25 protein-coding genes and 1 tRNA gene are annotated in these 22,342 nt (G+C 62.1%); 13 read left to right on the top strand and 13 right to left on the bottom strand.

The genetic code is table 11. The features are described 5' to 3' along the window. Positions 1-33: 33 nt before the first annotated feature. Positions 34-438 (top strand): c-type cytochrome, encoded by a 405-nt coding sequence (locus AC2FNL_RS13165; protein ID WP_496833918.1) that lies wholly within the window; start codon positions 34-36, stop codon positions 436-438. Between the two features lie 3 nt (positions 439-441). Here the strand turns inward: AC2FNL_RS13165 and AC2FNL_RS13160 are convergent, their stop codons facing one another. Together AC2FNL_RS13160 and AC2FNL_RS13155 are read right to left on the bottom strand one after the other, a co-directional pair. Then, positions 442-1,128, bottom strand: a complete 687-nt coding sequence (locus tag AC2FNL_RS13160) for a hypothetical protein (protein ID WP_170420370.1) — start codon at positions 1,126-1,128, stop codon at positions 442-444. 40 nt (positions 1,129-1,168) lie between these two features. After that, on the bottom strand, positions 1,169-1,831 hold the full coding sequence (locus AC2FNL_RS13155; protein ID WP_496833917.1) for a DNA-3-methyladenine glycosylase I: 663 nt from the start codon (positions 1,829-1,831) through the stop codon (positions 1,169-1,171). 397 nt (positions 1,832-2,228) lie between these two features. On the opposite strand from AC2FNL_RS13155, the gene AC2FNL_RS13150 reads away from it, so the two are divergent. The 7 genes from AC2FNL_RS13150 (at position 2,229) to AC2FNL_RS13120 (ending at position 10,124) form a co-directional block, all read left to right on the top strand. Then, the gene (locus AC2FNL_RS13150) at positions 2,229-3,179 is read left to right on the top strand and encodes an ABC transporter substrate-binding protein (RefSeq protein ID WP_093964805.1); all 951 of its coding nucleotides are present in this window, start codon (positions 2,229-2,231) and stop codon (positions 3,177-3,179) included. A gap of 9 nt (positions 3,180-3,188) precedes the next feature. Then, on the top strand, positions 3,189-4,241 hold the full coding sequence (locus AC2FNL_RS13145; RefSeq protein ID WP_093964806.1) for a quaternary amine ABC transporter ATP-binding protein: 1,053 nt from the start codon (positions 3,189-3,191) through the stop codon (positions 4,239-4,241). After that, a complete protein-coding gene (locus AC2FNL_RS13140; protein ID WP_496833916.1) occupies positions 4,238-6,304 on the top strand; it encodes an ABC transporter permease in 2,067 nt (688 codons plus the stop codon). Before AC2FNL_RS13145 ends, AC2FNL_RS13140 begins: the two co-directional genes overlap by 4 nt. Positions 6,305-6,409: 105 nt before the next feature. After that, complete coding sequence (locus tag AC2FNL_RS13135) at positions 6,410-7,075, top strand: NnrU family protein (protein WP_496833915.1); 666 nt, start codon at positions 6,410-6,412, stop codon at positions 7,073-7,075. Between the two features lie 71 nt (positions 7,076-7,146). After that, positions 7,147-7,668 carry a DUF2478 domain-containing protein gene (locus tag AC2FNL_RS13130; protein ID WP_496833914.1) on the top strand — a complete coding sequence of 174 codons (522 nt, stop codon included), beginning with the start codon at positions 7,147-7,149 and terminating at the stop codon, positions 7,666-7,668. 90 nt (positions 7,669-7,758) lie between these two features. Next, the gene (locus AC2FNL_RS13125) at positions 7,759-9,006 is read left to right on the top strand and encodes a D-arabinono-1,4-lactone oxidase (protein ID WP_496833913.1); all 1,248 of its coding nucleotides are present in this window, start codon (positions 7,759-7,761) and stop codon (positions 9,004-9,006) included. Continuing rightward, a complete protein-coding gene (locus tag AC2FNL_RS13120; RefSeq protein ID WP_496833912.1) occupies positions 9,003-10,124 on the top strand; it encodes an alanine racemase in 1,122 nt (373 codons plus the stop codon). The genes AC2FNL_RS13125 and AC2FNL_RS13120 overlap by 4 nt, the downstream gene beginning before the upstream one ends. A gap of 6 nt (positions 10,125-10,130) precedes the next feature. On the opposite strand, the gene AC2FNL_RS13115 is transcribed toward AC2FNL_RS13120, so the two are convergent. The 6 genes from AC2FNL_RS13115 to AC2FNL_RS13090 form a co-directional block, all read right to left on the bottom strand. After that, a complete protein-coding gene (locus AC2FNL_RS13115; protein WP_093964811.1) occupies positions 10,131-10,886 on the bottom strand; it encodes an ABC transporter ATP-binding protein in 756 nt (251 codons plus the stop codon). A 9-nt stretch (positions 10,887-10,895) separates the two neighbouring features. Further along, positions 10,896-11,651, bottom strand: a complete 756-nt coding sequence (locus AC2FNL_RS13110) for an ABC transporter ATP-binding protein (protein WP_093964812.1) — start codon at positions 11,649-11,651, stop codon at positions 10,896-10,898. A gap of 12 nt (positions 11,652-11,663) precedes the next feature. Next, positions 11,664-12,869, bottom strand: a complete 1,206-nt coding sequence (locus tag AC2FNL_RS13105; RefSeq protein ID WP_170340250.1) for a branched-chain amino acid ABC transporter permease — start codon at positions 12,867-12,869, stop codon at positions 11,664-11,666. Between the two features lie 3 nt (positions 12,870-12,872). After that, positions 12,873-13,904 carry a branched-chain amino acid ABC transporter permease gene (locus AC2FNL_RS13100; protein ID WP_496833911.1) on the bottom strand — a complete coding sequence of 344 codons (1,032 nt, stop codon included), beginning with the start codon at positions 13,902-13,904 and terminating at the stop codon, positions 12,873-12,875. Positions 13,905-14,008: 104 nt separating this feature from the next. Then, positions 14,009-15,355: a substrate-binding protein gene (locus AC2FNL_RS13095; protein ID WP_093964815.1), complete on the bottom strand. Its 1,347-nt coding sequence runs from the start codon at positions 15,353-15,355 to the stop codon at positions 14,009-14,011. 430 nt (positions 15,356-15,785) lie between these two features. Then, positions 15,786-15,869, bottom strand: a tRNA-Tyr gene (locus AC2FNL_RS13090). A gap of 116 nt (positions 15,870-15,985) precedes the next feature. On the opposite strand from AC2FNL_RS13090, the gene rlmB reads away from it, so the two are divergent. The 3 genes from rlmB to AC2FNL_RS13075 all read left to right on the top strand — a co-directional run bounded on the left by rlmB (position 15,986) and on the right by AC2FNL_RS13075 (position 18,276). Next, positions 15,986-16,759: a 23S rRNA (guanosine(2251)-2'-O)-methyltransferase RlmB gene (gene rlmB / locus AC2FNL_RS13085; RefSeq protein WP_496833910.1), complete on the top strand. Its 774-nt coding sequence runs from the start codon at positions 15,986-15,988 to the stop codon at positions 16,757-16,759. Between the two features lie 392 nt (positions 16,760-17,151). Then, on the top strand, positions 17,152-17,604 hold the full coding sequence (locus AC2FNL_RS13080; protein ID WP_496833909.1) for a YHS domain-containing (seleno)protein: 453 nt from the start codon (positions 17,152-17,154) through the stop codon (positions 17,602-17,604). A 201-nt stretch (positions 17,605-17,805) separates the two neighbouring features. Continuing rightward, a complete protein-coding gene (locus tag AC2FNL_RS13075; RefSeq protein WP_496833908.1) occupies positions 17,806-18,276 on the top strand; it encodes a CoA-binding protein in 471 nt (156 codons plus the stop codon). Between the two features lie 4 nt (positions 18,277-18,280). Here AC2FNL_RS13075 and AC2FNL_RS13070 read toward each other — a convergent pair whose 3' ends face one another. The 3 genes from AC2FNL_RS13070 to hisF form a co-directional block, all read right to left on the bottom strand. Beyond that, positions 18,281-18,856 carry a hypothetical protein gene (locus AC2FNL_RS13070; RefSeq protein WP_496833907.1) on the bottom strand — a complete coding sequence of 192 codons (576 nt, stop codon included), beginning with the start codon at positions 18,854-18,856 and terminating at the stop codon, positions 18,281-18,283. An 85-nt stretch (positions 18,857-18,941) separates the two neighbouring features. Continuing rightward, complete coding sequence (locus AC2FNL_RS13065) at positions 18,942-19,259, bottom strand: phosphoribosyl-ATP diphosphatase (RefSeq protein WP_496833906.1); 318 nt, start codon at positions 19,257-19,259, stop codon at positions 18,942-18,944. Further along, positions 19,256-20,017: an imidazole glycerol phosphate synthase subunit HisF gene (hisF, locus tag AC2FNL_RS13060; protein WP_496833905.1), complete on the bottom strand. Its 762-nt coding sequence runs from the start codon at positions 20,015-20,017 to the stop codon at positions 19,256-19,258. Before hisF ends, AC2FNL_RS13065 begins: the two co-directional genes overlap by 4 nt. A gap of 171 nt (positions 20,018-20,188) precedes the next feature. Between hisF and AC2FNL_RS13055 the strand changes: the two genes are divergently transcribed. Further along, a complete protein-coding gene (locus tag AC2FNL_RS13055) occupies positions 20,189-20,581 on the top strand; it encodes a DUF302 domain-containing protein (RefSeq protein WP_496834174.1) in 393 nt (130 codons plus the stop codon). A gap of 6 nt (positions 20,582-20,587) precedes the next feature. Here AC2FNL_RS13055 and AC2FNL_RS13050 read toward each other — a convergent pair whose 3' ends face one another. Then, entirely contained in the window at positions 20,588-21,070 is a 483-nt protein-coding gene (locus tag AC2FNL_RS13050) for a DUF2867 domain-containing protein (RefSeq protein ID WP_093964824.1), read from the bottom strand. A 4-nt stretch (positions 21,071-21,074) separates the two neighbouring features. Then, positions 21,075-21,797: a 1-(5-phosphoribosyl)-5-[(5-phosphoribosylamino)methylideneamino]imidazole-4-carboxamide isomerase gene (gene hisA, locus AC2FNL_RS13045; protein WP_093964825.1), complete on the bottom strand. Its 723-nt coding sequence runs from the start codon at positions 21,795-21,797 to the stop codon at positions 21,075-21,077. 135 nt (positions 21,798-21,932) lie between these two features. Between hisA and AC2FNL_RS13040 the strand changes: the two genes are divergently transcribed. Further along, positions 21,933-22,340: a DUF2147 domain-containing protein gene (locus AC2FNL_RS13040; RefSeq protein WP_005977442.1), complete on the top strand. Its 408-nt coding sequence runs from the start codon at positions 21,933-21,935 to the stop codon at positions 22,338-22,340. The last annotated feature ends 2 nt before the right edge of the window (positions 22,341-22,342 follow it).

Genomic DNA, 22,342 nt, shown 5'->3' with positions numbered 1-22,342 from the left:
ACCCTGCTTTTGGCGTTAGAACGGAGGAACGCAATGAAACTGTTGACGTTTACGGCATTGGCTATGGCCAGTACGATAGCCGCCACAGGCGCTGCAGCCCAGGATGCCGAAGCCGGGGAGCAGCTTTACCTGCACCATTGCGCCACCTGTCATGGACTGGATGCGACTGGATATGGACCAATGGCCGGCGTGCTGTTGATCCAACCGACCAATCTGAAGACGCTTGGGGACGCGGGCGGAAAATTTCCGACCGCGCGTGTGGTGCAGCGGATAGACGGCCGTGATCCTCTGGTCAGCCATGGCAGCCCGATGCCGGTCTACGGGCCCTATTTCGAAGGGCAGGACACCGCCATCAAGACAGATGCCGGACAGCCGATCCTGACCAGCAAGCCGATTGCCGATCTGGTCGCGTATCTAAAGACCTTGCAGGGCAAGTGAACCTCAGCGGCAGATGCCTTCCACCTTGGCGCCGCTCCAAGGGATGACCACGTCGCTTTCTCGCCGGGCACCCGGCAGTTTTGCCGGGTCAAAATGCTTGGCCAGCATGTCATGCAAACGCTGGGTCCGCGGGGCGTCCGGATCCAATGCGCGGCAGCAGACATATTCCTCGACGATGGCGCCCTGCTGCTCAAACCCGTAGTCCAGAAAATCGGCCGAGTTATCCAGATCGAACAGGTAAGGATCCTTGCGGCCACCATGTTCGGCGGCCGCCCGCAACGGGTGATAGCCGGTGGTTTTCCGGTTCTGCCATTGCCAGACATGGGTCAGTTCATGGGCAAAGATCATGGCGGCCACCAGGTTCATCTGGTCGGGGTACCGCGCCATGTAGTCGTCAAGATACCAGTCCTTGGTGAAGTATACCCGGTTGAACAGCGCGATCGCCGCCGGTTTTCCGGTTACGATCTCGTCCTTGACCGGCGGCAGGATACGCTCGCGGCAAGCCAGCCGCGGTCTGGCCTTTCGTTCGTAGGTTATGGAGGCGACCGGCGCGCCCTCGACCAGCCGAACCCGGTCAAGATCCAGCGTTTCGCCCTGCACCTTGCTTGCAAAGGCGCGCTCGTTCTCGGTCAGAGGGCGACCGCAGGACAGCAAGGCAAGAAACAGCAGGATCGAAATCAACCGGACCATGAACAAACCCTAGCCCGCTGTGGTTCGGTCGCAAGCGATTCTAGAGGCTCATCGCAAGCACCCGGCTGATTTCGGTCAACGACCTGCCGGATTGATGCATCCAAGTGTTGAAGGCGTCCTGCACCGCAGTCATCGCTTTCCTGGAGGTGGCTGGCTTGTCTATGACGCCTTCGGCGATCAAACGGGCGGTTACGTCGCGTGACAGGATAAAGCTGTCTCGCCCGGCAAAGCGCATCGCATACTGGGCTGAAGCCCCGCCCAACCGAGAACCACGTTTTGCGAGCATGTCCAAAAGTCCGACATAGTCGGTCGATGGCCAGCCGCCCAACACGTTGCCAACACCGCCTTCCGCGCGAAGTTCAAGGAGAAATGCTGCGTTGTCGCGTACGGTGGCGATCTTGGTGCCGTTGCGCACGATGCGCGTGTCCTGCAACAGCGCGTCGAATTTCTCATCATCCATGAAGGCGCAGCGCCCGACATCGAACCCGTCAAAGGCCGCCTCGAACCCGTCCCATTTCGCCTCGATGACCTTCCAATTGAAGCCAGCCTGAAAGATGCATTTTGTGATTGTCGAAAGCCACCGATCCTCTGGCAGGGCGGCCAATTCCTCGGCGGACTTCGGCTTGGACAGTTTGTCTTCAAGCGCGTGCGGTCCGCCGTGCCGGTCGGCCGCCAGCCCATAGATCTCATCGAAATGGTGCATCGCAAAGCTCCCTTCGCCTTAAGTGTTGCCAATTTGTTCCGGCCAATGCAAGGGCGGCGGCCAAGCACGGTCTGCCATTTGGGCAAAACAGTCGGAAAATCAGGAATTTGCCCCATCGTTACAAGAAATACTCGACAAACGACCCCAATTGGGTTTGTGATTGACTCGTCAATCAATGTCCGGTCCGCGAAACCTCGGGCAAGCCGCCCTATGACACGAGGGCGCGAGAGGAATGAAATGCGGTACCGAGGCCGTTTATTGGGAATGACGCGAACTGTTCGCTTTCCTTTTCCGGCCAAATTTGTGCATGTTGCGACATGGTATTGTCGTTAGACAAGTCAGCCGGCGGGCATGTTTCCGCCGGGGTGGGCAAAACAAAGAAACAGGGAGAAAATCCATGAAAAAACTGAATGTAAGCCTTCTGGCGATCATGGTCGCCGGCGCCGCGCACGCGGCTGACATGGGCGCGGTGGACGAGCCGATTAAACTGGCGATCAACGAGTGGACGGGCCAGCACGTCACCACGCATGTCGCCGCAGAGATGCTCAAGGCCGCCGGTTACCAGGTTGAATTCGTCACCGCGGGCATGTTGAACCAGTTCCAGGCGCTGGCCGACGGAGACATCGACGCCACGCTCGAGATCTGGTCGTCGAACGTGTCGGACGAATACGCCAAGAAAATCGAAGAGGGCACCGTGGTCGAAATCGGCGACCTTGGCCTCGATGCCAAGGAAGGCATCGCATATCCGGCCCATGTTGCCGACCTGTGCCCGGGTCTGCCCGCGTGGGAAGCGCTGAAGGACTGCGCGCAGAATTTTGCGACGGCGGAGACCCTGCCGATGGGACGTCTGGTCGACTATCCGGCTGACTGGGGTACGCCCGGGGCAGACCGCATGGTGGGGCTTGAACTGCCGTTCAAGGCTATTCCTGCCGGGTCCGAGGGCGCGCTGATCGCCGAACTCCGCGCTTCGACCGACCGCAAGTCGCCCCTGCTGATCACCTTCTGGCAGCCGCATTGGGCAATGTCGGCCTATGATGTAAAATTCGTTGAGTTGCCGCCGGGTGAAGACGCCTGCTTCAACGATCCGGCCTGGGGGCCGAACCCCAATGCCGTCAACGACTGCGATTTCTCGCCCTCGCGCATCTTCAAAGCCGGGTGGAGCGGTCTGGCGGACAAGTGGCCTGCCGCGTATGAAATCCTGAGCAACTATCAACTGGCGGTCGAAGACCAGCAGCCGATGATGGGTGCGATCGACGTTGACGGCGGCAAGGTCGAAGAGGTTGTCGCGGCCTGGATGGCGGACAACGAAGACAAGTGGCGTCCGGTCGTGGACGCGGCAACGAAGTGAGCCACCTAAGTGACTGACGCGAATACGCCAGCCATTGCCTGCCAGTCTCTCTGGCAGGTTTTTGGCCAAGGCGCAGAAAAGGCCCTAACCGACGCGTTGTCTCGGTCAGGGAACGACGCCGACAAGGCCGCTGCCGATTTGCGCGAACAGGGGTTCATCCCGGCTGTTCAGGATGCAAATTTCGAAGTCCGCGATGGTGAATTGTTCGTCATCATGGGGCTGTCGGGGTCCGGCAAGTCGACCCTGATCCGTTGCATCTCGCAGCTGTTGCCCGGAACGGGTGGCGAGATCCGCATCGACGGCGACAACGTGATGGGTGCCCCAAAGAAGCAGCTGACCGAACTGCGCCGCAAGAAACTGGGCATGGTGTTCCAGCATTTCGGACTGTTTCCGCACATGACGGTGGCGGAAAACGTGGCTTATCCGCTGCGCGTGCAGGGGGTGGGGCGCAAAGAACGTCTGGCCCGCGCGCAGGAAGTCATTTCTTTGGTGGGGCTTGAGGGCCGCGAGGACAGCTTTCCCCGGCAATTGTCGGGCGGTCAGCGTCAGCGCGTGGGCATCGCCCGGTCTTTGGCAGTGAACCCCGACATCTGGTTCTTGGACGAGCCGTTCTCGGCCTTGGATCCGTTGATCCGGCGGCAGCTGCAGGACGAATTCCTGCGCATTCAGGCGACGCTAAAGAAGTCCATCGTCTTCATCACGCATGATATTCAAGAAGCGCTAAAGCTGGCGGACCGCATCGCAATCATGCGGGACGGCAAGATTGTGCAGATCGGCACGCCGACGGATATCGTTCTACGCCCCGTCGACGACTATGTGCGCGAGTTCTCAAAGGACGTGGCCAAGGGTCAGCACGCCAAAGTCGCCTCGGTCATGCAAGCAGGCGAGGCCGAGCGCGGTCCCGATGACCCGGGCCTGACAACAAAGATGACATTGGACGCGGCGCTGGCGCGCTGTATGGCATTGTACGAGCCCGTGCCGGTGCATGACGAAACCGGCGCGATCGTGGGCACCGTGCACCCCTCGGATCTGGCCGCGGCCTTGCAGGTGGATGACGCATGACCGTCGTCGCTGATGTTCCAAGGCCCACTTGGATGCACCTGACAGCCGGAGCGCAGGCGGCCCTGATCACGCTGATCGTGGGCGCGCTGTGTCTGGCGCTTGAGCCGCACGCGCCCTGGCTGGTCAAATGGCCCGCGTCGTGGGAGGTGCCAGCCACACAGTGGGTGGGCGCCTTCCTCGACTGGTTTCTGAACGCGATCAAACCGGCGGCCCGGCTGTTTTCCGACCTGATGGCCTATCCGATGGACTGGGCCAACTTCGTATTGGGCAATACGCCCTGGCCGATCCTGATCGGGCTGGTGACGGCACTCGGCTGGTATCTGGGCGGGTTGCCCATGGCGGCGCTGGGCTTTCTGGGCCTCAGCTTCGTGCTGGCCTCGGGTTATTGGGTCGAGAGCATGAACACCTTGGCTCTGGTGGCCGTTTCGGTCCCGGTTGCGCTGATCGTCGGCGGGGCGATCGGCATTCTGGCCAACGAGGTGCCGCGGGTGAAATCGGCCGTTCAGGCAGTATTGGACATCATGCAGACGGTACCGACCTTTGCCTATCTGACGCCGTTGCTGCTGCTGTTCGGGTTTGGCCCTGTGGTGGGGCTGATCGCCTCGGCCATCTATGCGGCGCCGCCGATGGCGCGCAACGTGATGCTGGGCTTGGAGCGCGTGGAGCCCGAGATCAAGGAAGCCGCCATCATGTCGGGCGGCACCCGGTTCCAGCAGCTGTTCCAGGTGGAAATCCCGGCGGCGGCGACGCAGATCATGGTGGGTGTGAACCAGTGCCTGATGGCGGCCCTGTCGATGGTGATCATCGCTGCGGTCATCGGCGGGTTCAACGACATCGGCTGGGAGGTCCTGCTGACCATGCGCAAGGCGCAGTTCGGTGAATCGCTGCTGGCCGGCATGGTGATCGTGGTCTTTGCCGTGGTGATCGACCGCATGAGCGGCACGCTCGCCACTGAACGCAAACGCCACGACAACCGCGTCGTCTGGGCGGTTCTCGGCTTTGCGGTCTTGTTCACGCTGCTGTTCTGGGCGCGGCTGCCCAACCCGTCCGAACTGACACTACTGGATCCGGTCGCGCAGGCGGTGGACAGCGGCCTCACCACCTTTACCCAGAATAACGGGCCGTGGCTGGATTCGCTCAAGAACAACTCGATGTTCTATGTGCTGCTGCCGCTGCGGATTGGTCTGAGCCAGGCGGTTCTGCCTTTCACTTGGGGGTTCCAGTGGACCCCGGCCATGAGCTTTGGCCTGTTCGCCGCCGGTGCGGTGATCGCCTTGCTGATGGCTTGGCGCGGGCACCTGACCGGTGGACTGGTCACGCTGATCCTGATCGGCATGCTCGAGACCGGCATCGCGAACCTGCCATGGCCCTTCGTGCTGACCGGCGCGGCGGCGCTGGGCTGGGTGGCAGGCGGTTGGCGTCTGGCGGCGTTATCTGTGGCGCTGCTGAGCACGATCCTGATCTCGGGCCTGTGGGAGAGGGCGCTGCTGTCGCTCTATCTCAGCGGTGCGGCGGTGTTCTTCTGCGCCGTTGTCGGCGGGCTGATCGGCCTCGCCAGCGCGGTCTGGTCGCCGGTCTGGAAGATCGTGCGCCCGATCTGCGACATGCTGCAGACAATTCCCCTGTTCGTGTTCCTTATCCCAGTGCTGATGGTGTTCCAGATCGGCGAGTTCTCGGCCTTTCTGGCGATCTGCGCCTATGCGATCGTGCCGATGATCCGCTACACCCGTCACGGGCTGGTCAACACCCCGGACGAGATGATGGAGGCCGCGATCTCAAGCGGCGCGACCGAGTGGCAGATCATGCGCGACGTGCGTGCGCCCTATGCTGCGCCAACGATCCTTCTGGGGCTGAACCAGACCATTCTCTATGCCTTTGCGATGCTGGTGATCGCGGCGCTGATCGGCACGACCGGTTTGGGCCAGTCGATCTATCTGGCGCTGGGGCAGGCGGATGTGGGGCTGGGCATTTCGGCCGGGGCGGCGATGGCCATTCTGGCGCTGATCGCCGACCGCATGGTGCAGGGCTTTGCCGAGGAACGCCGCAAGGCGCTGGGCCTGTAACGTTGGATCGGGGGCGGAGCAGCTGCCCCCGACCACACTTGATTTCGGACAAGGACCGGGGCCGTTTCCCCCGGTATCTCGGGCGCAAAACAGGCGGAGATGACCATGGCCGGTTGGGGCGCTTTTGTTGCTGCACTTCTTTTTTTTCTGCTGAGCCACGCCATTCCGGCGCGTCCGGCAGTGCGCGGGCGGCTGATCGGGTTGATGGGGCGCGGCCCTTATTTCGCGGTCTATTCGGCGCTGTCGCTGGCGGTTCTGGCCTGGCTGATCGTGGCGGCGGCCAACGCGCCCTATGTCGAGGTCATCCCGCCGCTGGCGATCCTGCGCTGGGTGCCGCTGCTTGTGATGCCCGTCGTCTGCTGGCTGGCGGTGGCCGGGCTGGCGGCGACCAACCCGTTTTCCTTCGGCGGGCTGGGTCGCCGCCCGTTCAACCCCGAGCAGCCCGGCATCCTGCGCACCACCCGCCACCCGATCCTGCTGGCGATGATGCTGTGGGCGCTGGCGCATCTGCTGGCCAATGGCAGCCTGGCGCATGTGGTTCTGTTCGGCCTGTTCGCGGGTTTCGCATGGATTGGCATGGCCCTGATCGACAGACGCAAGGCGCGCGAGATGGGGTCCGATTGGCCCCGCCTGTCGCGCAACACCGCACGCCTGTCGCTGCGGCTGCCACGTCCATGGCCGCGGCCCTGGGTCTGGTTGGTGGCGGGGCTGGCCTATGCCGCGCTGTTGCACTTGCACGCGCCGGTGATCGGGATGTCTCCGCTGCCGTGATGCGGGCGCTGGAAGGGGCGCCCCATGCGTGCTAATTGAAATGACAAGATGAAACCCAGAAAGGTCTGCCGATGCACCTGGCCTATGTCACCACCAACGATCGCGGCGCAACCGACCGCCTGCTGAGCGCGGTAGCCGAACGCCTGCTGGCCAAGGGCGCCCGTCTGGCCGGTGTGGTTCAGACCAACACAGAATGCGCCGACAGCAGCAAATGCGACATGGACCTGCGCGTGCTGCCGGATGGCGAAACCATCCGCATCTCGCAATCGCTGGGCAGCCAGTCGCGCGGGTGCCGGCTGGACCCGGCTGCGTTGGAGCAGGCGGTTGGCTATGTGACAGCGTCTCTATCCGACCGTCCGCAATTGCTGATCGTCAACAAGTTCGGCAAACACGAGGCCGATGGCCGCGGGTTCCGCCCCGTCATCGCCGAGGCTCTGGCGCTCGATGTCCCGGTGCTGGTCGGGGTCAACGGCCTGAACCGTGACAAGTTCGTGGATTTCACCGACGGCGCGGCGCAGGCGCTTGAGCCCCGTCTGGACGCCATCGAGGCCTGGTTCGACAGCGTCGCCAACCTGCGGCCTGCGGCCGAATAACAGCTTTCCCGACGTAACGTCCTGAAAACTGGGCTTGTTCCCTATCGCCCCGGCTGCAATCCTCTGCCCCGGATGGGAGGAGGATCAGCCATGTGGCAGAACTGGGCAGGCAACCAGACCAGCCAAATACGGCCCAAGCGGCCGATCACGTTCGAGGACCTGCAGCAGCTGATCGCCTCGGCCGAAACCCTGCGTCCAGTCGGGGCAGGGCATTCCTTCACCCCGCTCGTTCCGGGGGCGCAACACATCATTGACTTGACCGCCTTGGACCTGCCTGCCGTGACGCAGATCGGAGGCGGGCGGGCCTGGATCAACGCCAATGCCCGGCTGCGCGATCTGTCGCCGGCACTGGCCGAGCATGGCATGGCCTTCCGCAATCTGGGTGATATCAACGTGCAGACTCTGGCCGGCGCGGCGGCCACCGCGACCCATGGCACTGGGCGCACCCTACTGTGCCTGTCCGCCGAAATCACCGCAGCCCGGCTGATCGGCGCGGATGGGCAGACCCTGACCACCGACGACATTCCGCTGAACATGGTGCAGGTCTCGCTGGGTCTGCTGGGCATCCTAACCGAGGCACAGATCAACGTCGTGCCGAAATACAACCTGCGCCGCCGGGTGCGTCTGTCAGGCCTGCAGGACAGTCTGGAGCGCATGCACCAGCATTGGGACGAGAACCGGAATTTCGAATTCTTCTACATCCCCTTCACCGGCAAGACCGTTGAAATCCAGCATGACATAACCGACGCGCCCGAGACTCGCGCGCCGCGCGATCTGGACATGATCGCCGTCAAGGTTCTGAAGCTGGCGCGCAATGCGGGTCGGCTCAGCCCCGGTTTGCGGCGCGCCCTGCTGCGTCTGCTGACCTTGGCCCAGTCCGACGAGGATTACGTCGGCGAAAGCTGGCGCGTTCTGTGCAGCGACCGGCATATCCGGTTCAAGGAAATGGAATACCACCTGCCGCCGGAAAACGCCCGGGACGTGCTGTCCGATCTGATCCGGCGGTTGGAGCGTGACCATGCCGACATCTATTTCCCCATCGAGGTGCGCCAGACCGCAGGCGACGACGCATGCCTATCACCGTTCCAAGGTGGCCCGCGCGTGTCGGTTGCCATCCACACCGATGCGAAGGAAGGCCAACTGCGCTATTTCGAGGCGATGGAGCCGCTGTTCCTGCAGGCCGGCGGCCGGCCCCATTGGGGCAAGTTGCACAGCCTGACCTATTCCGATCTGTCGCGCCTTTATCCCGATTTCGATTCATTCTGCGCATTGCGCGAAAAGCTGGACCCAACGGACAAGTTCCTGACACCCGCGCTGGCCCGGATGTTCCGCCCATGACTGCAGAGTATCTTGAACATCTCGCCCAAGCGCTGCGCGATCATGGCGTCGACCGGCCGGTTGCCGTCGTCGATCTGGACCGGGTCGAGGCGAATTGTGACGCCGCCCGCGCGGGGTTGGGCCACGGCCTGCAGGCCCGGTTGGTGGCCAAGTCTCTGCCGTGTCTGCCTCTGCTGGACCATATCCGCAGCCGGCTTCCGACATCGGGCTTGATGAGCTTTTCCGAACCCATGCTGTCGGCCCTGCTGGCCGCCGAGCCGGACACCGATCACCTGCTGGGCAAACCGCTGCCGGTGACGGCCGCCCGGCGGATTCTTGAGACGCATCCCGACGCTGCCCGGAGGGTGCAGTGGCTGATCGACACGCCACAGCGGCTGGACGCGTATCTGTCGCTGGCCGCTGACACGGACCAAACGCTGCGCCTGTCGCTCGAGATCGATGTGGGCCTGCACCGCGGCGGCTTGACCGCCGATCAGGTCGCAGGCGTCGCGGCAAGGATCGCGGATCATACCCATGCCGCGCTGTCGGGCGTGATGGGATACGAGGTGCATCTGGCCAAACTGCCTGGGCCGCTCCGACGCCGCGCGCGGAGAGCCAGTGCCAAAGCCTTTGGGCAAGCGGTCGCTGCGCTAGGGCAGGGGGCGCAGGGGCTGTGCCTGAACACCGGTGGCAGCCTGACCTTTCAGGACCCGGCCACACGAACCCCGGCGACCGAAGTTGCCTTTGGGTCGGTTCTGGTGAAACCCTCGGATTTCGACCATGCATCGACCAAGGCGTTTTTGCCCGCGCTGTTCTTGGCCACACCGATCCTCAAGGTCATGCCGCGCAACCCGGTGCCAGGGATCGACCTGCCCGGACTGCGCCGGACCAACCTCGCCATTTCCGGTGGGCACTATCTGGCCAGCCCCGTCTGGCCCGACGGGTTCGGCTATTCCGGCGTTTTCGGGCGTTCAAGCAACCAGGAGGTTTGGGTGGGTCCCAAAACAACCAAGGCGCAGCCCGGCGATATCGCCTTGCTGCGCCCCAGTCAGAGTGAAGCGGTTCTGAACCAGTTCGGCACGGTTCTGGCCCTGCGGCAGGGGCAGGTCGTGGCCGAATGGGCCTGCCTGCCCAACTGACACGGGTCAGATCGCCAGGTATTCCTCGCGCAGCTGGGTGTTTTCCAGCACCTCGTCGGCGGTGCCGTCAAACACGATGCAGCCGGTGTCCAGAATGATTGCCCGGTCGGCCAGTTGCAGCGCTCGCACCGCGTTCTGTTCGACGATGATGGTGGTCATGCCCTGTTGCTTGATGTGGATCAGCGTCTTTTCGATCTCGTCCACGATCACCGGGGCCAGCCCCTCGTAGGGTTCGTCCAGCAGCAGCACCTTGATGTCCCGGGCCAGCGCGCGGGCGATCGACAGCATCTGCTGTTCGCCGCCCGAAAGAGTCACACCCTCTTGCTTGCGCCGTTCGCCCAGACGCGGGAACAGCTCGTAGATCCGTTCCAGCGACCAGCCGATCGGGGGGGCGATCTGGGCCAGCTGCAGGTTCTCCTCGACCGTCAGGCCGGGGATGATCCGCCGATCCTCGGGCACAAGGCCCAATCCGGCGGCGGCGGCCTCGTAGCTGGTCATGTTGTGCAGTGGCTTGTGGTCCAGCCAGATTTCGCCGTGGCGCACCTCGGGCTCGCCCACGCGCGCGATCGAGCGCAGAGTCGAAGTCTTGCCGGCCCCGTTGCGCCCCAGCAGGGCCAGGATCTCGCCCTCGTGGACGTTGAAGCTGACGCCTTGGACGATGTAGCTTTCGCCATAGTACGAATGCATGTCCCACACCGACAGGAACGCGGGCGCGGTGCTGGCCATGTTGGCGTTTTTCGAAAAGTCAGGTTTCTCGTTCATAGCTTTTCCTCACGCCGCCTCGCCCAGATAGGCCTCTCGGACCTTGGGGTTTCCGCGGATGTTTTCGGGGGTGTCCTCGACCAGCGGCGTGCCCTGCGCCAGAACGGTGATCCGCTCGGCCAGGCTGAACACCACATGCATGTCGTGTTCGATGATCGCGATGGTGATGTCGCGCTCATCCTTGATCTGTTTCAGCAGGTCGATGGTGTTGTTGGTGTCGGCCCGAGCCATACCGGCCGTGGGCTCGTCCAGCAGCAGCAGGCGCGGCTTCTGGCTGAGGCACATGCCGATCTCGAGCCGCCGCTTGTCGCCGCGCGACAGCGAGGCTGAATGCATGTGCCGCTTGTCGGCCATGTTCATCTCTTCCAGCATGGCCTCGGCCTGTTCGACCACCTCCTTTTCGTTGGCGATGGTCTCGTAGGCGTGCATGCGGAATGCCCCGTCGCGCATCGCGAAGATCGGGATCAGCATGTTCTCCATCACGGTCAGCTCGCCAAAGATCTCGGGCGTCTGGAACACCCGGCTGATGCCCATCTGGTTGATCTGGTACGGCTCGCGCCCCAGGACTGACTGGTTGTCGAACAGGACAGATCCGGTATCGGGGATCAGCTTGCCCACCAGGCAGTTCAGCAGGGTGGACTTGCCCGCCCCGTTGGGGCCGATGATCGCATGGACCGAGTTTTCCTCGACGCTCAGGTTCACGTCCGTCAGGGCCTTGAGGCCGCCGAAGCGCTTGCTGACATCTTTTACTTTCAGAATTGCCATTGACGCGTTTCCTTATTCTGCCGGCTCGGTTTTGCCTTCACGGGTGTCATCCCCGCCAACGCTTTTGCGGCGGATCCAGTTCAGCAACCGCTGACCGCCCTCGACCAGCCCGCCGGGCAGGTAGATCACCACCAGCATGAACAGGATGCCCAGCGTCAGATGCCAGCCCTTGCCGATGAACGGGTGGATTATGAACACCACCGCGTCCTCGAGCCCGTCAGGCAGGAAGGCGAACCAGCTGTGCAGCACGTTGTCGTTGATCTTCGAGAAGATGTTCTCGAAATACTTGATGAAGCCCGCACCCAGAACCGGTCCGATCAGAGTACCGGTGCCGCCCAGGATGGTCATCAGAACGACCTCGCCCGAGGCGGTCCATTGCATCCGTTCAGCGCCAGCCAGTGGGTCCATCGCGGCCATCAGGCCACCGGCCAAACCGGCATACATGCCCGAGATCACGAACGCGGCCAGTGTGTAGGGTTTGGAATTCAATCCGGTATAGTTCATCCGCTGCTGGTTCGACTTCACCGCCCGCAGCATCATGCCGAAGGGCGAACGGAAGATGCGGATCGCCAGGTAGAACACCACCATCATGATTACCGCGCACAGATAGTAGCCCGCGTTGAAGTCAAAGCTCCACGCGCCCACATCCATCGTGTAGGTCGCCCGCATCGGCAGGCCGAACAGATGCGGCAGATCGGGCGCATTGGCCCCCTGCAGGATCTGCGGGTCATCGGCATAGACCTGCAGGCCGGTTTCCCCGTTGGTCAGGTTGAACTTGGGGTTCGACAGCACCGAATAGGCCAGCGCAAAGCTCATCTGCGCGAAGGCCAGCGTCAGGATAGAAAAGTAGATCCCCGACCGGCGCAGGCTGACATAGCCGATCAGAACCGAGAACAGCCCGGCGACCACGACGCTCAGCGCGATGGCCGGGATGACGTTGTAGCTGAGCAGTTTGAACATCCAAACGGCCGAGTAGGAACCCACCCCCAAAAAGGCCGCATGGCCGAAGGACAGGTATCCGGTCAGGCCGAACAGGATGTTGAACCCGATGGCAAAGATGCCGAAGATCACGAACCGCTGCATCAGGTCCGGATAGCCCGCGTTGAACTGCGCCATGGCGCTGTCAGTGGGGAAGGGGTTCAGGATGAAGGGGGCCAGCAGCGTCAGCAGCGCGACGACGATCAGCAGGCTTGTGTCTTTTTTGTTCAGTCCCAGCATGGGTTATTCCTCCATCACGCCTTTGCGGCCCATCAGACCCCGCGGACGGGTCAGAAGAACGATGATGGCGACAAGGTAGATGATGATCTGGTTGATGCCCGGGATCGTGGTGGTCGCCCAGGTGGTCGAGGCAAAGCTTTCAAGGATGCCCAGCAGGAACCCGGCCAGAACCGCGCCGGGCAGCGAGCCCATTCCGCCGACCACGACAACCACGAAGCTGAGCACAAGGAAATCCATTCCCATGTGATAGTTGGGCGGGTTCAGCGGCCCGTACATCACGCCCGCGAGGCCAGCCACCGCGGCTGCGATGCCGAACATGATGGTGAACCGTCGGTCGATGTTGATGCCCAGAAGGCCCACGGTTTCCCGGTCGGCCATTCCGGCGCGCACGACCATACCGAAGGTGGTGAACTGCAGAAACGAGAACACGCCCCCGATGATCACGACCGCGAACAGGAAATAGACCAAACGCCAGATCGGATAGATGATGGCATTCGGATCAAAGCCGAACGCCACGCCCAGATCGACCGACCCGCTCAGCGCCTCAGGCGGCGGGGTCTGGATCGGGTTGGCGCCGAAGAAATACTTGATGATCTCTTGCAGAACGATGGCCAGGCCGAAAGTCACAAGGATCTGATCTGCATGGGGACGCTTGTAGAAATGCTTGATCAGGCCGCGTTCCATCACGTAGCCGACCATCAGCATGATCGGGATCGCGAACAGGATGGCCAGTGGCACGGACCAGTCGATGATGGTCGCGCCCATCTCCGGGCCGAACCAGCTTTCGACATAGGGGGTCTTCACCTTCAGCGGGTTGCCCAGAAAGTCGGTCTGGGTCTCGTCGATGACCTCGTAGCTGAGGTTGAAGATCTTCTGAAGCGTGACGGCACAGAAGGCGCCGATCATGAACAGGGCCCCGTGGGCGAAGTTCACCACGCCGAGCGTGCCGAAGATCAGCGTCAGCCCCAGCGCAATCAGCGCATAGGCCGAGCCCTTGTCCAGCCCGTTCAGAATTTGCAGTAGGATTGCGTCCATTGTCCTTACCTTTGACTGGTCCCGGCAGCTCTCCCCGGTCGTCTGACCGGAGAGAGCCGTTTTGAGGACTCAGGGGTTTTCTTGCGAAAAACCGAGTGTCGGGGTTACGCGCCCGGGTTGCACTTGCCCAGTTCGCCGCCGGCGAACATCGGGTGATCCGGATCGTACTCGACCTGCGCCCGCGGAGTGATTTCGACGATCTCCAGCGTGTCATAGGCGTTGGTCGGGTTCTCGTTGCCGCGCACGACCAGCACATCCTTGAAGCACTGGTGGTCGGCACCGCGATACCAGGTCGGGCCGTTGCCCAGACCATCGAACTCGAAGTCCTCGAGAGCTTCGACGACGCCGCAGGGGTTGAAGGTGCCTGCGCGCTCGCACGCATCCGCGTACAGCAGCACCTGGGCATAGCAGGTCTGGGCCGAGTTCGACGGCGGCTTGCCGTACTTCTCGCCGAAGGACTTCACGAAGGCCTTGGTGCCCTCATCCTGCAGCTGCCAGTTCCAGTTCATCGAACCCAGAACGCCTTTGATGTTCTCGCCGGCGCCGGCGGCCATCAGTTCCGAGTACAGCGGAACGACGATCTTGAAGTCCTTGCCGTTCACGACCTTGTCAAGCAGGCCGAACTGGATCGCGTTGGTCAGCGAGTTGACCATGTTGCCGCCGTAGTGGTTCAGAACCAGCACGTCCGCGCCCGAGTTCAGAACCGGCGCGATGTAGGACGAGAAGTCGGTCGAGGCCAGCGGGGTCTTGACGGTGTTGACCGTCTCCCAGCCCATCGCCTCGGTCGACGCCACGATCGACTCTTCCTGGGTCCAGCCCCAGTTGTAGTCGGCGGTCAGGTGATAGGCGCGGCGTTCGGTACCCATCTCCTTGGCCAGCACCGGCGCCAGAGCGGCACCCGACATGTAGGCGTTGAAGAAGTGACGGAAGCCGTTCGCCTTCTTGTCCTTGCCGGTGGTGTCGTTGGCGTGCGTCAGGCCGGCCATGAAGATCACGCCCGCCTCCTGGCAGAGGCCCTGAACGGCCACGGCCACGCCCGAGGACGAACCGCCGTTGATCATGATCGCGCCGTCTTTTTCGATCATCGACTTGGCCGATGCACGGGCGGCGTCGGACTTGGTCTGCGTGTCGCCGGTGACGAACTCGACCTTCTTGCCCAGGATGCCGTTCCCCTTCAGCGCCTTCGACGTGAAGGTGTTCAGGCAGCCGCCGTCGCCTTCGCCATTCAGATGCTCGACCGCCAGCTGCTGTGCCAGCAGTTCGTCATTGCCTTCTTCGGCGTAGGGGCCGGTCTGCGGCACGTTGAAGCCCAGCGTGACTGATCCGCCAGTGGGTTCGTTGGTATAGGCCGCGGCCGACGAAGCCGTGAAGATCGTCGGCAATGCCAGACCGGCGCTTGTGACGGCACCAGACTTCAGCACGCCGCGACGCGTGACAGATTTGTTTGACATGAATTCCTCCCAATTAGCAGGCTACGCCCTCGGGCTCCTCTTCCGTCGGGTAAAACGCAACCTGCGCAGGGCAAGTATGAGGGGCAGAATGAAAATTCCCCAACAAGTCCCTAGAAATGAAATATTATTTTGTAAATTCTTGAACTCTTTGATTCATGAATTTGTAAATTTTTGGAACTTGAAGATTCTAAGCTGCTCATTGGAAAGGATGAGTCAGAAAATCCCGTTTCGATACAAACATCGGGTGTCGGGACGCAACCGCCATTCCCAAGCCGTCCGATGTCCGGCCGTTGATGCTCAGGGCATCGCATGATCTCCGGGCACTCAACCTTTGCCTGAATTTCCTTGCAGAATCGAGGGCAAACGCAAAGGTCCACCCGGACAAATCCGGTGTGCGCCATCCATCTGCGTTCTGATTTGCGGAAGAAGATGGTGGGCGACCCTGGAATCGAACCAGGCGTGCGTCTCCGCGAGGGAGTTACAGTCCCCTGCCACACCTTGCGGCCTGTCGCCCACTGTCAGGCGTTGCACCTGACGTGGAGGCGTGATTACTAGCGCTCAAAAGGAGCGTCAACAGGAAAATTCCGCTTTGGCGCAGGAAACATTGTTCCCGGCCCGGAGGCCAGTAAAATGAAGAAACCGAAGTGGGTGATTGAGAAAGAGCAGGCGCGCAAAGCGGCGGCTTCCGAAACCGTCTGGTTGTTCGGATTGCACGCCGTGCGTGATGCGCTGATGAACCCCAAACGGCAGAAACTGCGCCTGATCGTGACTCGCAACGCGCAGGACAAGCTGGCGGATGCGATCGCGGAATCCGGCATGCAGGCTGAACTCGTCGATCCGCGAAAATTCAACGCGCCAATCGACCCGGGCTCGGTGCACCAAGGCGCGGCGCTTGAAGTCAAGCCGCTGGAGTGGGGCGGTCTGGCCGAGAATTGCATCGGGCGCGAAAACCCTCGGGTGCTGCTGTTGGACCGCGTGACTGATCCGCACAATGTGGGCGCGATTCTGCGCTCGGCCGAGGTTCTGGGCGCCAGCGCGGTCATCGGCACGCGCCACCACTCGGCGCCGGAAACCGGTGCGCTGGCCAAGACCGCCAGCGGTGCGTTGGAGCGCCAACCTTACCTGCGGGTCCGCAACCTTGCCGACGCGATCGTTGAGTTGCAGAATATGGGGTTCCTGGTTCTGGGCCTGGATGGTGAGGCCGATCAGACCATCGAGGCCGCTTTGGAAGGCAAGCGCGATCGTCCGGTTGCGCTGGTTCTGGGCGCCGAGGGGCCGGGATTGCGGCAAAAGACCAAGGAAACGGTGGATATGCTTGTCAAAATTGACGCAGCGGGCGGTTTCGGATCCCTGAACGTCTCAAATGCCGCGGCGATTGCCCTATATGCTTCTCAGCCGCATTGAGAGGAGAGACCCATTCCCGCCCCGTCCAAGATTGCTACGTGCTGCTACTGCGGCACCCGCGCGGCGCTGGTCCTCAAGGGTCGCCAGCGGCACGAACTCAGCTGTTCCAGTTGCGGTGCCCCGCTGCATAACCTGAAGATGATCCCTGTCAAAAAGGCTTCGGATCCACAGCCGCGACACAGCATTCCGATGCAAAAGCCCAAAAAGAAGAGCTACAAGAAAAGGAAAAAAGGCCTCTTCTCGCGCGTTCTGGACGAAGCTTGGGATGTGATCGAGGACGTGTTCGACTGAGCCCTTTCCGACACGACCCTTCACAACTGCGTCAAATGGGTTTCGCGGCGCGTCAAAAGTTGCATCTTATAGCGTCTGTAAAACATAACCCGTGAAATCTGATGCTATCCCGACGTTCCGTACTTGCCGGTCTCACATTTTCAATCGCTGGTCCGCTGACATTGCGGGCGCAGACCGCCCCGGTCTTCTATTCCGCAAAAGGTGCGGCCATTACCGGTTATGACGCGGTCAGCTATTTTCGAGATGGCGGCCCGGTTCAAGGGCAACCCGACATTGCGGTGATGTGGAAGGGCGCTACCTGGCGGTTTGCCTCGCAGGAGAACCGAGAGGCGTTTGAACTTAATCCGCGCGCCTACGCGCCGAGGTTCGGCGGTTATTGCGCCTATGCCATGGCCTATGGCGAACTCACCAGCACGGACCCGATGGCGTGGAAAATCGTAGGCGGCAGGCTGTATCTGACGCATTCCCCCGAGGTTGAAAAGATGTGGCTGACGGACACGACCGGCTTCATCCAGAAGGCCGAGAAAAACTGGCCGGCGATCCTATACGGTTGACAGGCGAATTCCCGCTTATCCGCTCGTGTCATCACAAAAATGCGCGTGGCCTCTTTTTTTTCCGAAACTCGTGCCTAAATGTCACAGTGACCGCGGAACGGAACTGCCGCGGGTCATTTCACTGTCCCTCGTTCCAACAACTGGCGCCCAAGGTATCCTTGGGCGCTTTTTTCTTTTCCAAGTCACGGCTAGGCTGCAGCCATGACCGACTATTCCGATGACTTCCTCAGATCCGTCCTGAAACGCACTAAGGTGGTTGCGGTCGTAGGCGTGTCGATGAACCCGGTGCGGCCCAGTTACTATGTTGCGCGCTACTTGTCGCTCAAGGGGTTCAGGGTGATTCCGGTCAATCCCGGCCATGCCGGCGCCGATCTTTTTGGTGAAACCGTTCGGGCCTCGTTGTCCGAAATCAGTGAACCCGTTGACATGGTGGATATTTTTCGCAGGTCCGAAGCCGTTCCTCCGATCGTGGACGAGGCATTGGCTGCATTTCCCGACCTGCGCACTATCTGGATGCAGATCGGAGTCGAAAACGCCGAGGCCGCTGCGGTGGCGCAGGCGCGCGGTGTCGATGTCGTAATGAATCGCTGTCCCAAGATCGAATATCAACGCCTGTTCGGCGAGCTGCGCATGGGCGGGTTCGCCACCGGCATCATCTCATCGAAACTTTGACGGTTCAGTTCACCGCGACGGAGTTCATTTCCGCAAGCTGCTCTTGCCGTCGTTTCTCCAGCACGATGTCGCGCGGGACCCATTCATAGCGCGTGTCCTCGCGCAAGGGGCTCCAAAACAGGACCCCTCCATAGCGCCACGGGTCCAAAACGACACCGTCGTCCATCGAATCACCGCGTCGGCTGATTATTGCCGTGCTGTGATCGATTCGGAACGGATTGTCGGCATTGGCGATCGCGCGGTGCAGGGTCAGCGTGCGAAAGTTCTCCTGCTTCAAGCGCCGTTCGATGTCCTCGGCCCAGTGCCAGCACAGCCCTCGCGGGCGCAGCCCCTTGTTGACCTTGGCATTGTGGATCAGAGGGGGATCCGTGATCTGGTATTCCTGCGCCAGTTGCGCGGTATAGGCATAGGTGACGCGGGCCGCGCGCCGGGCTTCTTCCGGGTCGACCTCGGGCCCCAGCGCCTGGATCTGGGCTGCAAGCCGTGCGACGTCGTCGCTGCGGGCGGGCGGCGCGGATGAGCATGCGCCGAGCCCCAGAATGGCTAGCGTCGTCAGTGCCCAGATTATGGGTTTGAACATGCCTGCGTCCCTTGTCGCCCCTGCGCCCGACAGGCGCTTCGGTCAACCAGTATAGGGCGCGGACGCTATTGGTGAAAGCCGGGTGTCAGCCCCGGTCGCGCGCGGCCTTTTCGGCGATGCCGCTGGTGCCCTGCCGCCTGGCAAGCTCGGCCAGAACGTCTTCCAGCGCCACGTCGCGCGCGGCTAGCATCACCAGCAGGTGATACAGCACGTCGGCGGCCTCGGATGTCAGCCGGTCGCGGTCACCCTTCACGGCTTCGATGATCGCCTCCACGGCTTCCTCGCCGAACTTCTCGGCGCATTTCTCGGGGCCCTTGGACAGCAGGTTGGCGGTCCAGCTGGAGTCGGGGTCCGCGCCCTTGCGGGATGCGATCGTGGCGGCCAGATCGTGCAGTATGCTCATGTCAGCCTCATGGGGATGCCCGTAGCGGCCATGTGTTCCTTGGCCTCGCGGATCGTGTATTCGCCGAAGTGAAAGATCGAGGCCGCAAGCACCGCGCTGGCTCCGCCTTCGGTCACGCCTTCGACCAAATGATCCAGATTGCCCACGCCGCCCGAGGCGATAACCGGCACGTCGACCGCGTCCGAGATCGCGCGGGTGAGTGGAATGTTGAACCCCGCCTTGGTGCCGTCGCGGTCCATCGAGGTCAGAAGAATCTCACCCGCGCCCTTGGCGACGACGGTCTTGGCAAATTCAACAGCGTCGATGCCGGTAGGTTTGCGTCCGCCGTGGGTGAAGATCTCCCATTTGCCGGGGCTGACGGTTTTGGCGTCGATGGCGCAGACAATGCACTGGCTGCCGAACTGGTCAGCGGCTTCGGCGATCACGTCGGGGTTGGCCACGGCGGCCGAGTTGAAGCTGACCTTGTCGGCCCCGGCCAGCAGCAGTGCACGCACGTCTTCCTTGGTGCGCACGCCGCCACCCACTGTCAGCGGTACGAAGCACTGCTCGGCCGTGCGCTGAACCACGTCAAACATGGTGCCGCGGTTTTCGTGGGTGGCGTGGATGTCAAGAAAGCAGATCTCGTCAGCGCCGGCGGCGTCATAGGCCTTGGCCGATTCCACCGGATCGCCCGCGTCGCGCAGGCCCACGAAATTCACGCCCTTGACCACGCGGCCATCGGCGACATCCAGACAGGGAATGATGCGGGTTTTCAGCATGGTTTGTCCTTTGTTGCCGCACCTCTACCGGCAAAGCCCCGCCGATGCCAGAGTTGTGATTGTCCTGCGCCCGGAACCTCGTGAAACTGAAGCGGATTTCAGCAGGAGGTGAAAACCATGCGCAACTTGTTTCTTACAACCGCTTTCATTCTGTCCGGTGCGACTTGGGCGATGGCTGACGACATCATCAAGGTCCCGACCGACAAGTCCGTGACCGAGGCCATCGACGCGCTGCAGGCTGCCATCGAAAATGCAGGCGCGACTGTATTTGCCCGCGTTGACCACGCGGCCGGTGCGCACAAGGTCGACATGACGATACCGCCCAATCAGGTGTTGATCTTCGGAAACCCGGCCCTGGGAACGCCCGCCATGCAGATCGATCCGCGTGCGGGACTGTTCCTTCCGCTCAAGGTGCAGGCCTATGAGGATGCCGACGGCCAAGTCTGGGTGGCCTACGAAGATCCCAAGGAAACCATGGACGAGCTTGATGCGGTGGAGAAATCCCCCGTGATCGACAAGATGCGCGGTGCGTTGAGCAAGCTGACGAGTGCGGCGGCCAACTGATCGGCGTCATACCGCAGAGGCGCGCGCGATCCGTTTCATGCAATTGCGCACGATCAGAATGTGAAAGGGCATGATCACCGTCAGATAGATCCGACCCAAACGATTGTGAGTCCGCACCCAGGCTGCCATGACTATGCGGTCTTTGTCGCGATGCACGGCGATGCGGAAATCCAGATGGCGGTCATCGATTCCCACGATGACCTCGGTCTCATCCCTGTAGGTCACGGGAAAAATCGCGCCGGTGCCTGCGTCGGGCGAGCCGTTGTCGGTGTTCAAGTGCTTGCCGCCCTTCAGGCCGAATGGGGCAACGATTGCGTTCCGGATCCCCATCAGGATCTTCACCCACCCCGGCATGTTCAGACCGATTTTCATTGCGTCAAACGGTGCAAGGTCGCTTTGGACCGAGTACCCATCAACAAAATCACCCGGAGTGAACAGCGACCACAATTCAGACTGCTCGGGCAGAACCTGTTTGCGGACCGCTTGCAATAACCTAACCCTTCAACGCCGCCAGGGCATGGCGCAGATCCAGCGCGCCGTCATAGAGCGCGCGGCCTGAAATCGCGCCGTTCAAGTTTGCGCCGCAGTCGCGCAGGGCGATCAGGTCGTCCAGCGAGCTGACCCCGCCGCTGGCGATCACCGGGATCGAGACTGCCCGGGCCAGGTCGGCCGTGGCCTCGACATTGGGGCCTTGCATCGCGCCGTCGCGGTTGATGTCGGTGTAGATGATCGCCGCCACGCCCGCGTCTTCGAAGCTGCGCGCCAGGTCGGTCACCATCACGTCGGTTTCCTCGGCCCAGCCCTTGGTGGCGACACGTCCGTTGCGCGCGTCGATGCCGACGGCGACCTGGCCGGGAAAGGCCTTGGCTGCCTGACGGACCAGATCGGGGTTTTCCACCGCAATCGTGCCCAGAATTACCCGCGCCAGCCCTTTGTCCAGCCAGGTCTCGATGGTGGCCATGTCGCGGATGCCGCCGCCCAGCTGGGCCGGCACGTCGCAAGATTTCAGGATCGCCTCGACCGGGGCGGCGTTCACGGGTTCCCCGGCGAAAGCGCCGTTCAGGTCCACCAGATGCAGCCATTCGCAGCCGGCTTCGACAAAGGCGCGAGCCTGGGCGGCGGGGTCTTCGTTGAAGACCGTGGCCTTGTCCATCTCGCCGCGCAGAAGGCGCACGGCCTGGCCGTCTTTCAGGTCGATAGCGGGATAGAGGATCATGTCGGGCGGCCTTTTCGTGACTGGTACTGGCGCGGGATATGGCACAGGCGGGGCAGGGGATGCAACGCGACGCAAAGTCAATCTTGCCCGAACCAGTGCCGGCGGTCAGACTGGCTGCAAATCAGGGAGGATACCATGAACAAACTTGCTTTGGCCGCTGCTGCGGCACTGGTCACTTTGGCCACCGGCGCACGTGCGGATGACCCGGTCGACGGGCTTTGGAAAACCCAGCCGGGCGATACCGGCGGATATCTGCACGTCTCGATCGGGCCTTGCGGCAGCGCCGTTTGCGGCACCATAGACAGCGCCTTCGACAAGGACGGAAACCAGCAGCTGGATTACGAGAATCTTGGCAAGAAGATCATCTGGGACATGGTCGCGGATGGCGGCGGCAGCTATAGCGGCGGCAAGATCTGGGCGCCGGACCGGGACAAGACCTACAATTCCAAGATGTCGCTTGACGGTCAGAACAAGCTGACGGTCAAGGGTTGCGTCGCGGGCGGCCTGATCTGCCGCGGCCAGGCCTGGACCCGCGTGCAGTAACC

This window comes from Ruegeria sp. CRTD044, from assembly GCF_059613485.1.
The sequence above is the reverse complement of the archived record's forward strand: the minus strand, read 5'-3'. Positions and strand labels throughout refer to the sequence as shown.

Coding starts and splice junctions, on each gene's coding strand:
- AC2FNL_RS13165 (WP_496833918.1), top strand. CDS start 34: ATGAAACTGTTGACGTTTACGGCATTGGCTATGGCCAGTACGATAGCC.
- AC2FNL_RS13160 (WP_170420370.1), bottom strand. CDS start 1,128: ATGGTCCGGTTGATTTCGATCCTGCTGTTTCTTGCCTTGCTGTCCTGC.
- AC2FNL_RS13155 (WP_496833917.1), bottom strand. CDS start 1,831: ATGCACCATTTCGATGAGATCTATGGGCTGGCGGCCGACCGGCACGGC.
- AC2FNL_RS13150 (WP_093964805.1), top strand. CDS start 2,229: ATGAAAAAACTGAATGTAAGCCTTCTGGCGATCATGGTCGCCGGCGCC.
- AC2FNL_RS13140 (WP_496833916.1), top strand. CDS start 4,238: ATGACCGTCGTCGCTGATGTTCCAAGGCCCACTTGGATGCACCTGACA.
- AC2FNL_RS13135 (WP_496833915.1), top strand. CDS start 6,410: ATGGCCGGTTGGGGCGCTTTTGTTGCTGCACTTCTTTTTTTTCTGCTG.
- AC2FNL_RS13130 (WP_496833914.1), top strand. CDS start 7,147: ATGCACCTGGCCTATGTCACCACCAACGATCGCGGCGCAACCGACCGC.
- AC2FNL_RS13125 (WP_496833913.1), top strand. CDS start 7,759: ATGTGGCAGAACTGGGCAGGCAACCAGACCAGCCAAATACGGCCCAAG.
- AC2FNL_RS13120 (WP_496833912.1), top strand. CDS start 9,003: ATGACTGCAGAGTATCTTGAACATCTCGCCCAAGCGCTGCGCGATCAT.
- AC2FNL_RS13115 (WP_093964811.1), bottom strand. CDS start 10,886: ATGAACGAGAAACCTGACTTTTCGAAAAACGCCAACATGGCCAGCACC.
- AC2FNL_RS13110 (WP_093964812.1), bottom strand. CDS start 11,651: ATGGCAATTCTGAAAGTAAAAGATGTCAGCAAGCGCTTCGGCGGCCTC.
- AC2FNL_RS13105 (WP_170340250.1), bottom strand. CDS start 12,869: ATGCTGGGACTGAACAAAAAAGACACAAGCCTGCTGATCGTCGTCGCG.
- AC2FNL_RS13100 (WP_496833911.1), bottom strand. CDS start 13,904: ATGGACGCAATCCTACTGCAAATTCTGAACGGGCTGGACAAGGGCTCG.
- AC2FNL_RS13095 (WP_093964815.1), bottom strand. CDS start 15,355: ATGTCAAACAAATCTGTCACGCGTCGCGGCGTGCTGAAGTCTGGTGCC.
- rlmB (WP_496833910.1), top strand. CDS start 15,986: ATGAAGAAACCGAAGTGGGTGATTGAGAAAGAGCAGGCGCGCAAAGCG.
- AC2FNL_RS13080 (WP_496833909.1), top strand. CDS start 17,152: ATGCTATCCCGACGTTCCGTACTTGCCGGTCTCACATTTTCAATCGCT.
- AC2FNL_RS13075 (WP_496833908.1), top strand. CDS start 17,806: ATGACCGACTATTCCGATGACTTCCTCAGATCCGTCCTGAAACGCACT.
- AC2FNL_RS13070 (WP_496833907.1), bottom strand. CDS start 18,856: ATGTTCAAACCCATAATCTGGGCACTGACGACGCTAGCCATTCTGGGG.
- AC2FNL_RS13065 (WP_496833906.1), bottom strand. CDS start 19,259: ATGAGCATACTGCACGATCTGGCCGCCACGATCGCATCCCGCAAGGGC.
- hisF (WP_496833905.1), bottom strand. CDS start 20,017: ATGCTGAAAACCCGCATCATTCCCTGTCTGGATGTCGCCGATGGCCGC.
- AC2FNL_RS13055 (WP_496834174.1), top strand. CDS start 20,189: ATGGCTGACGACATCATCAAGGTCCCGACCGACAAGTCCGTGACCGAG.
- hisA (WP_093964825.1), bottom strand. CDS start 21,797: ATGATCCTCTATCCCGCTATCGACCTGAAAGACGGCCAGGCCGTGCGC.
- AC2FNL_RS13040 (WP_005977442.1), top strand. CDS start 21,933: ATGAACAAACTTGCTTTGGCCGCTGCTGCGGCACTGGTCACTTTGGCC.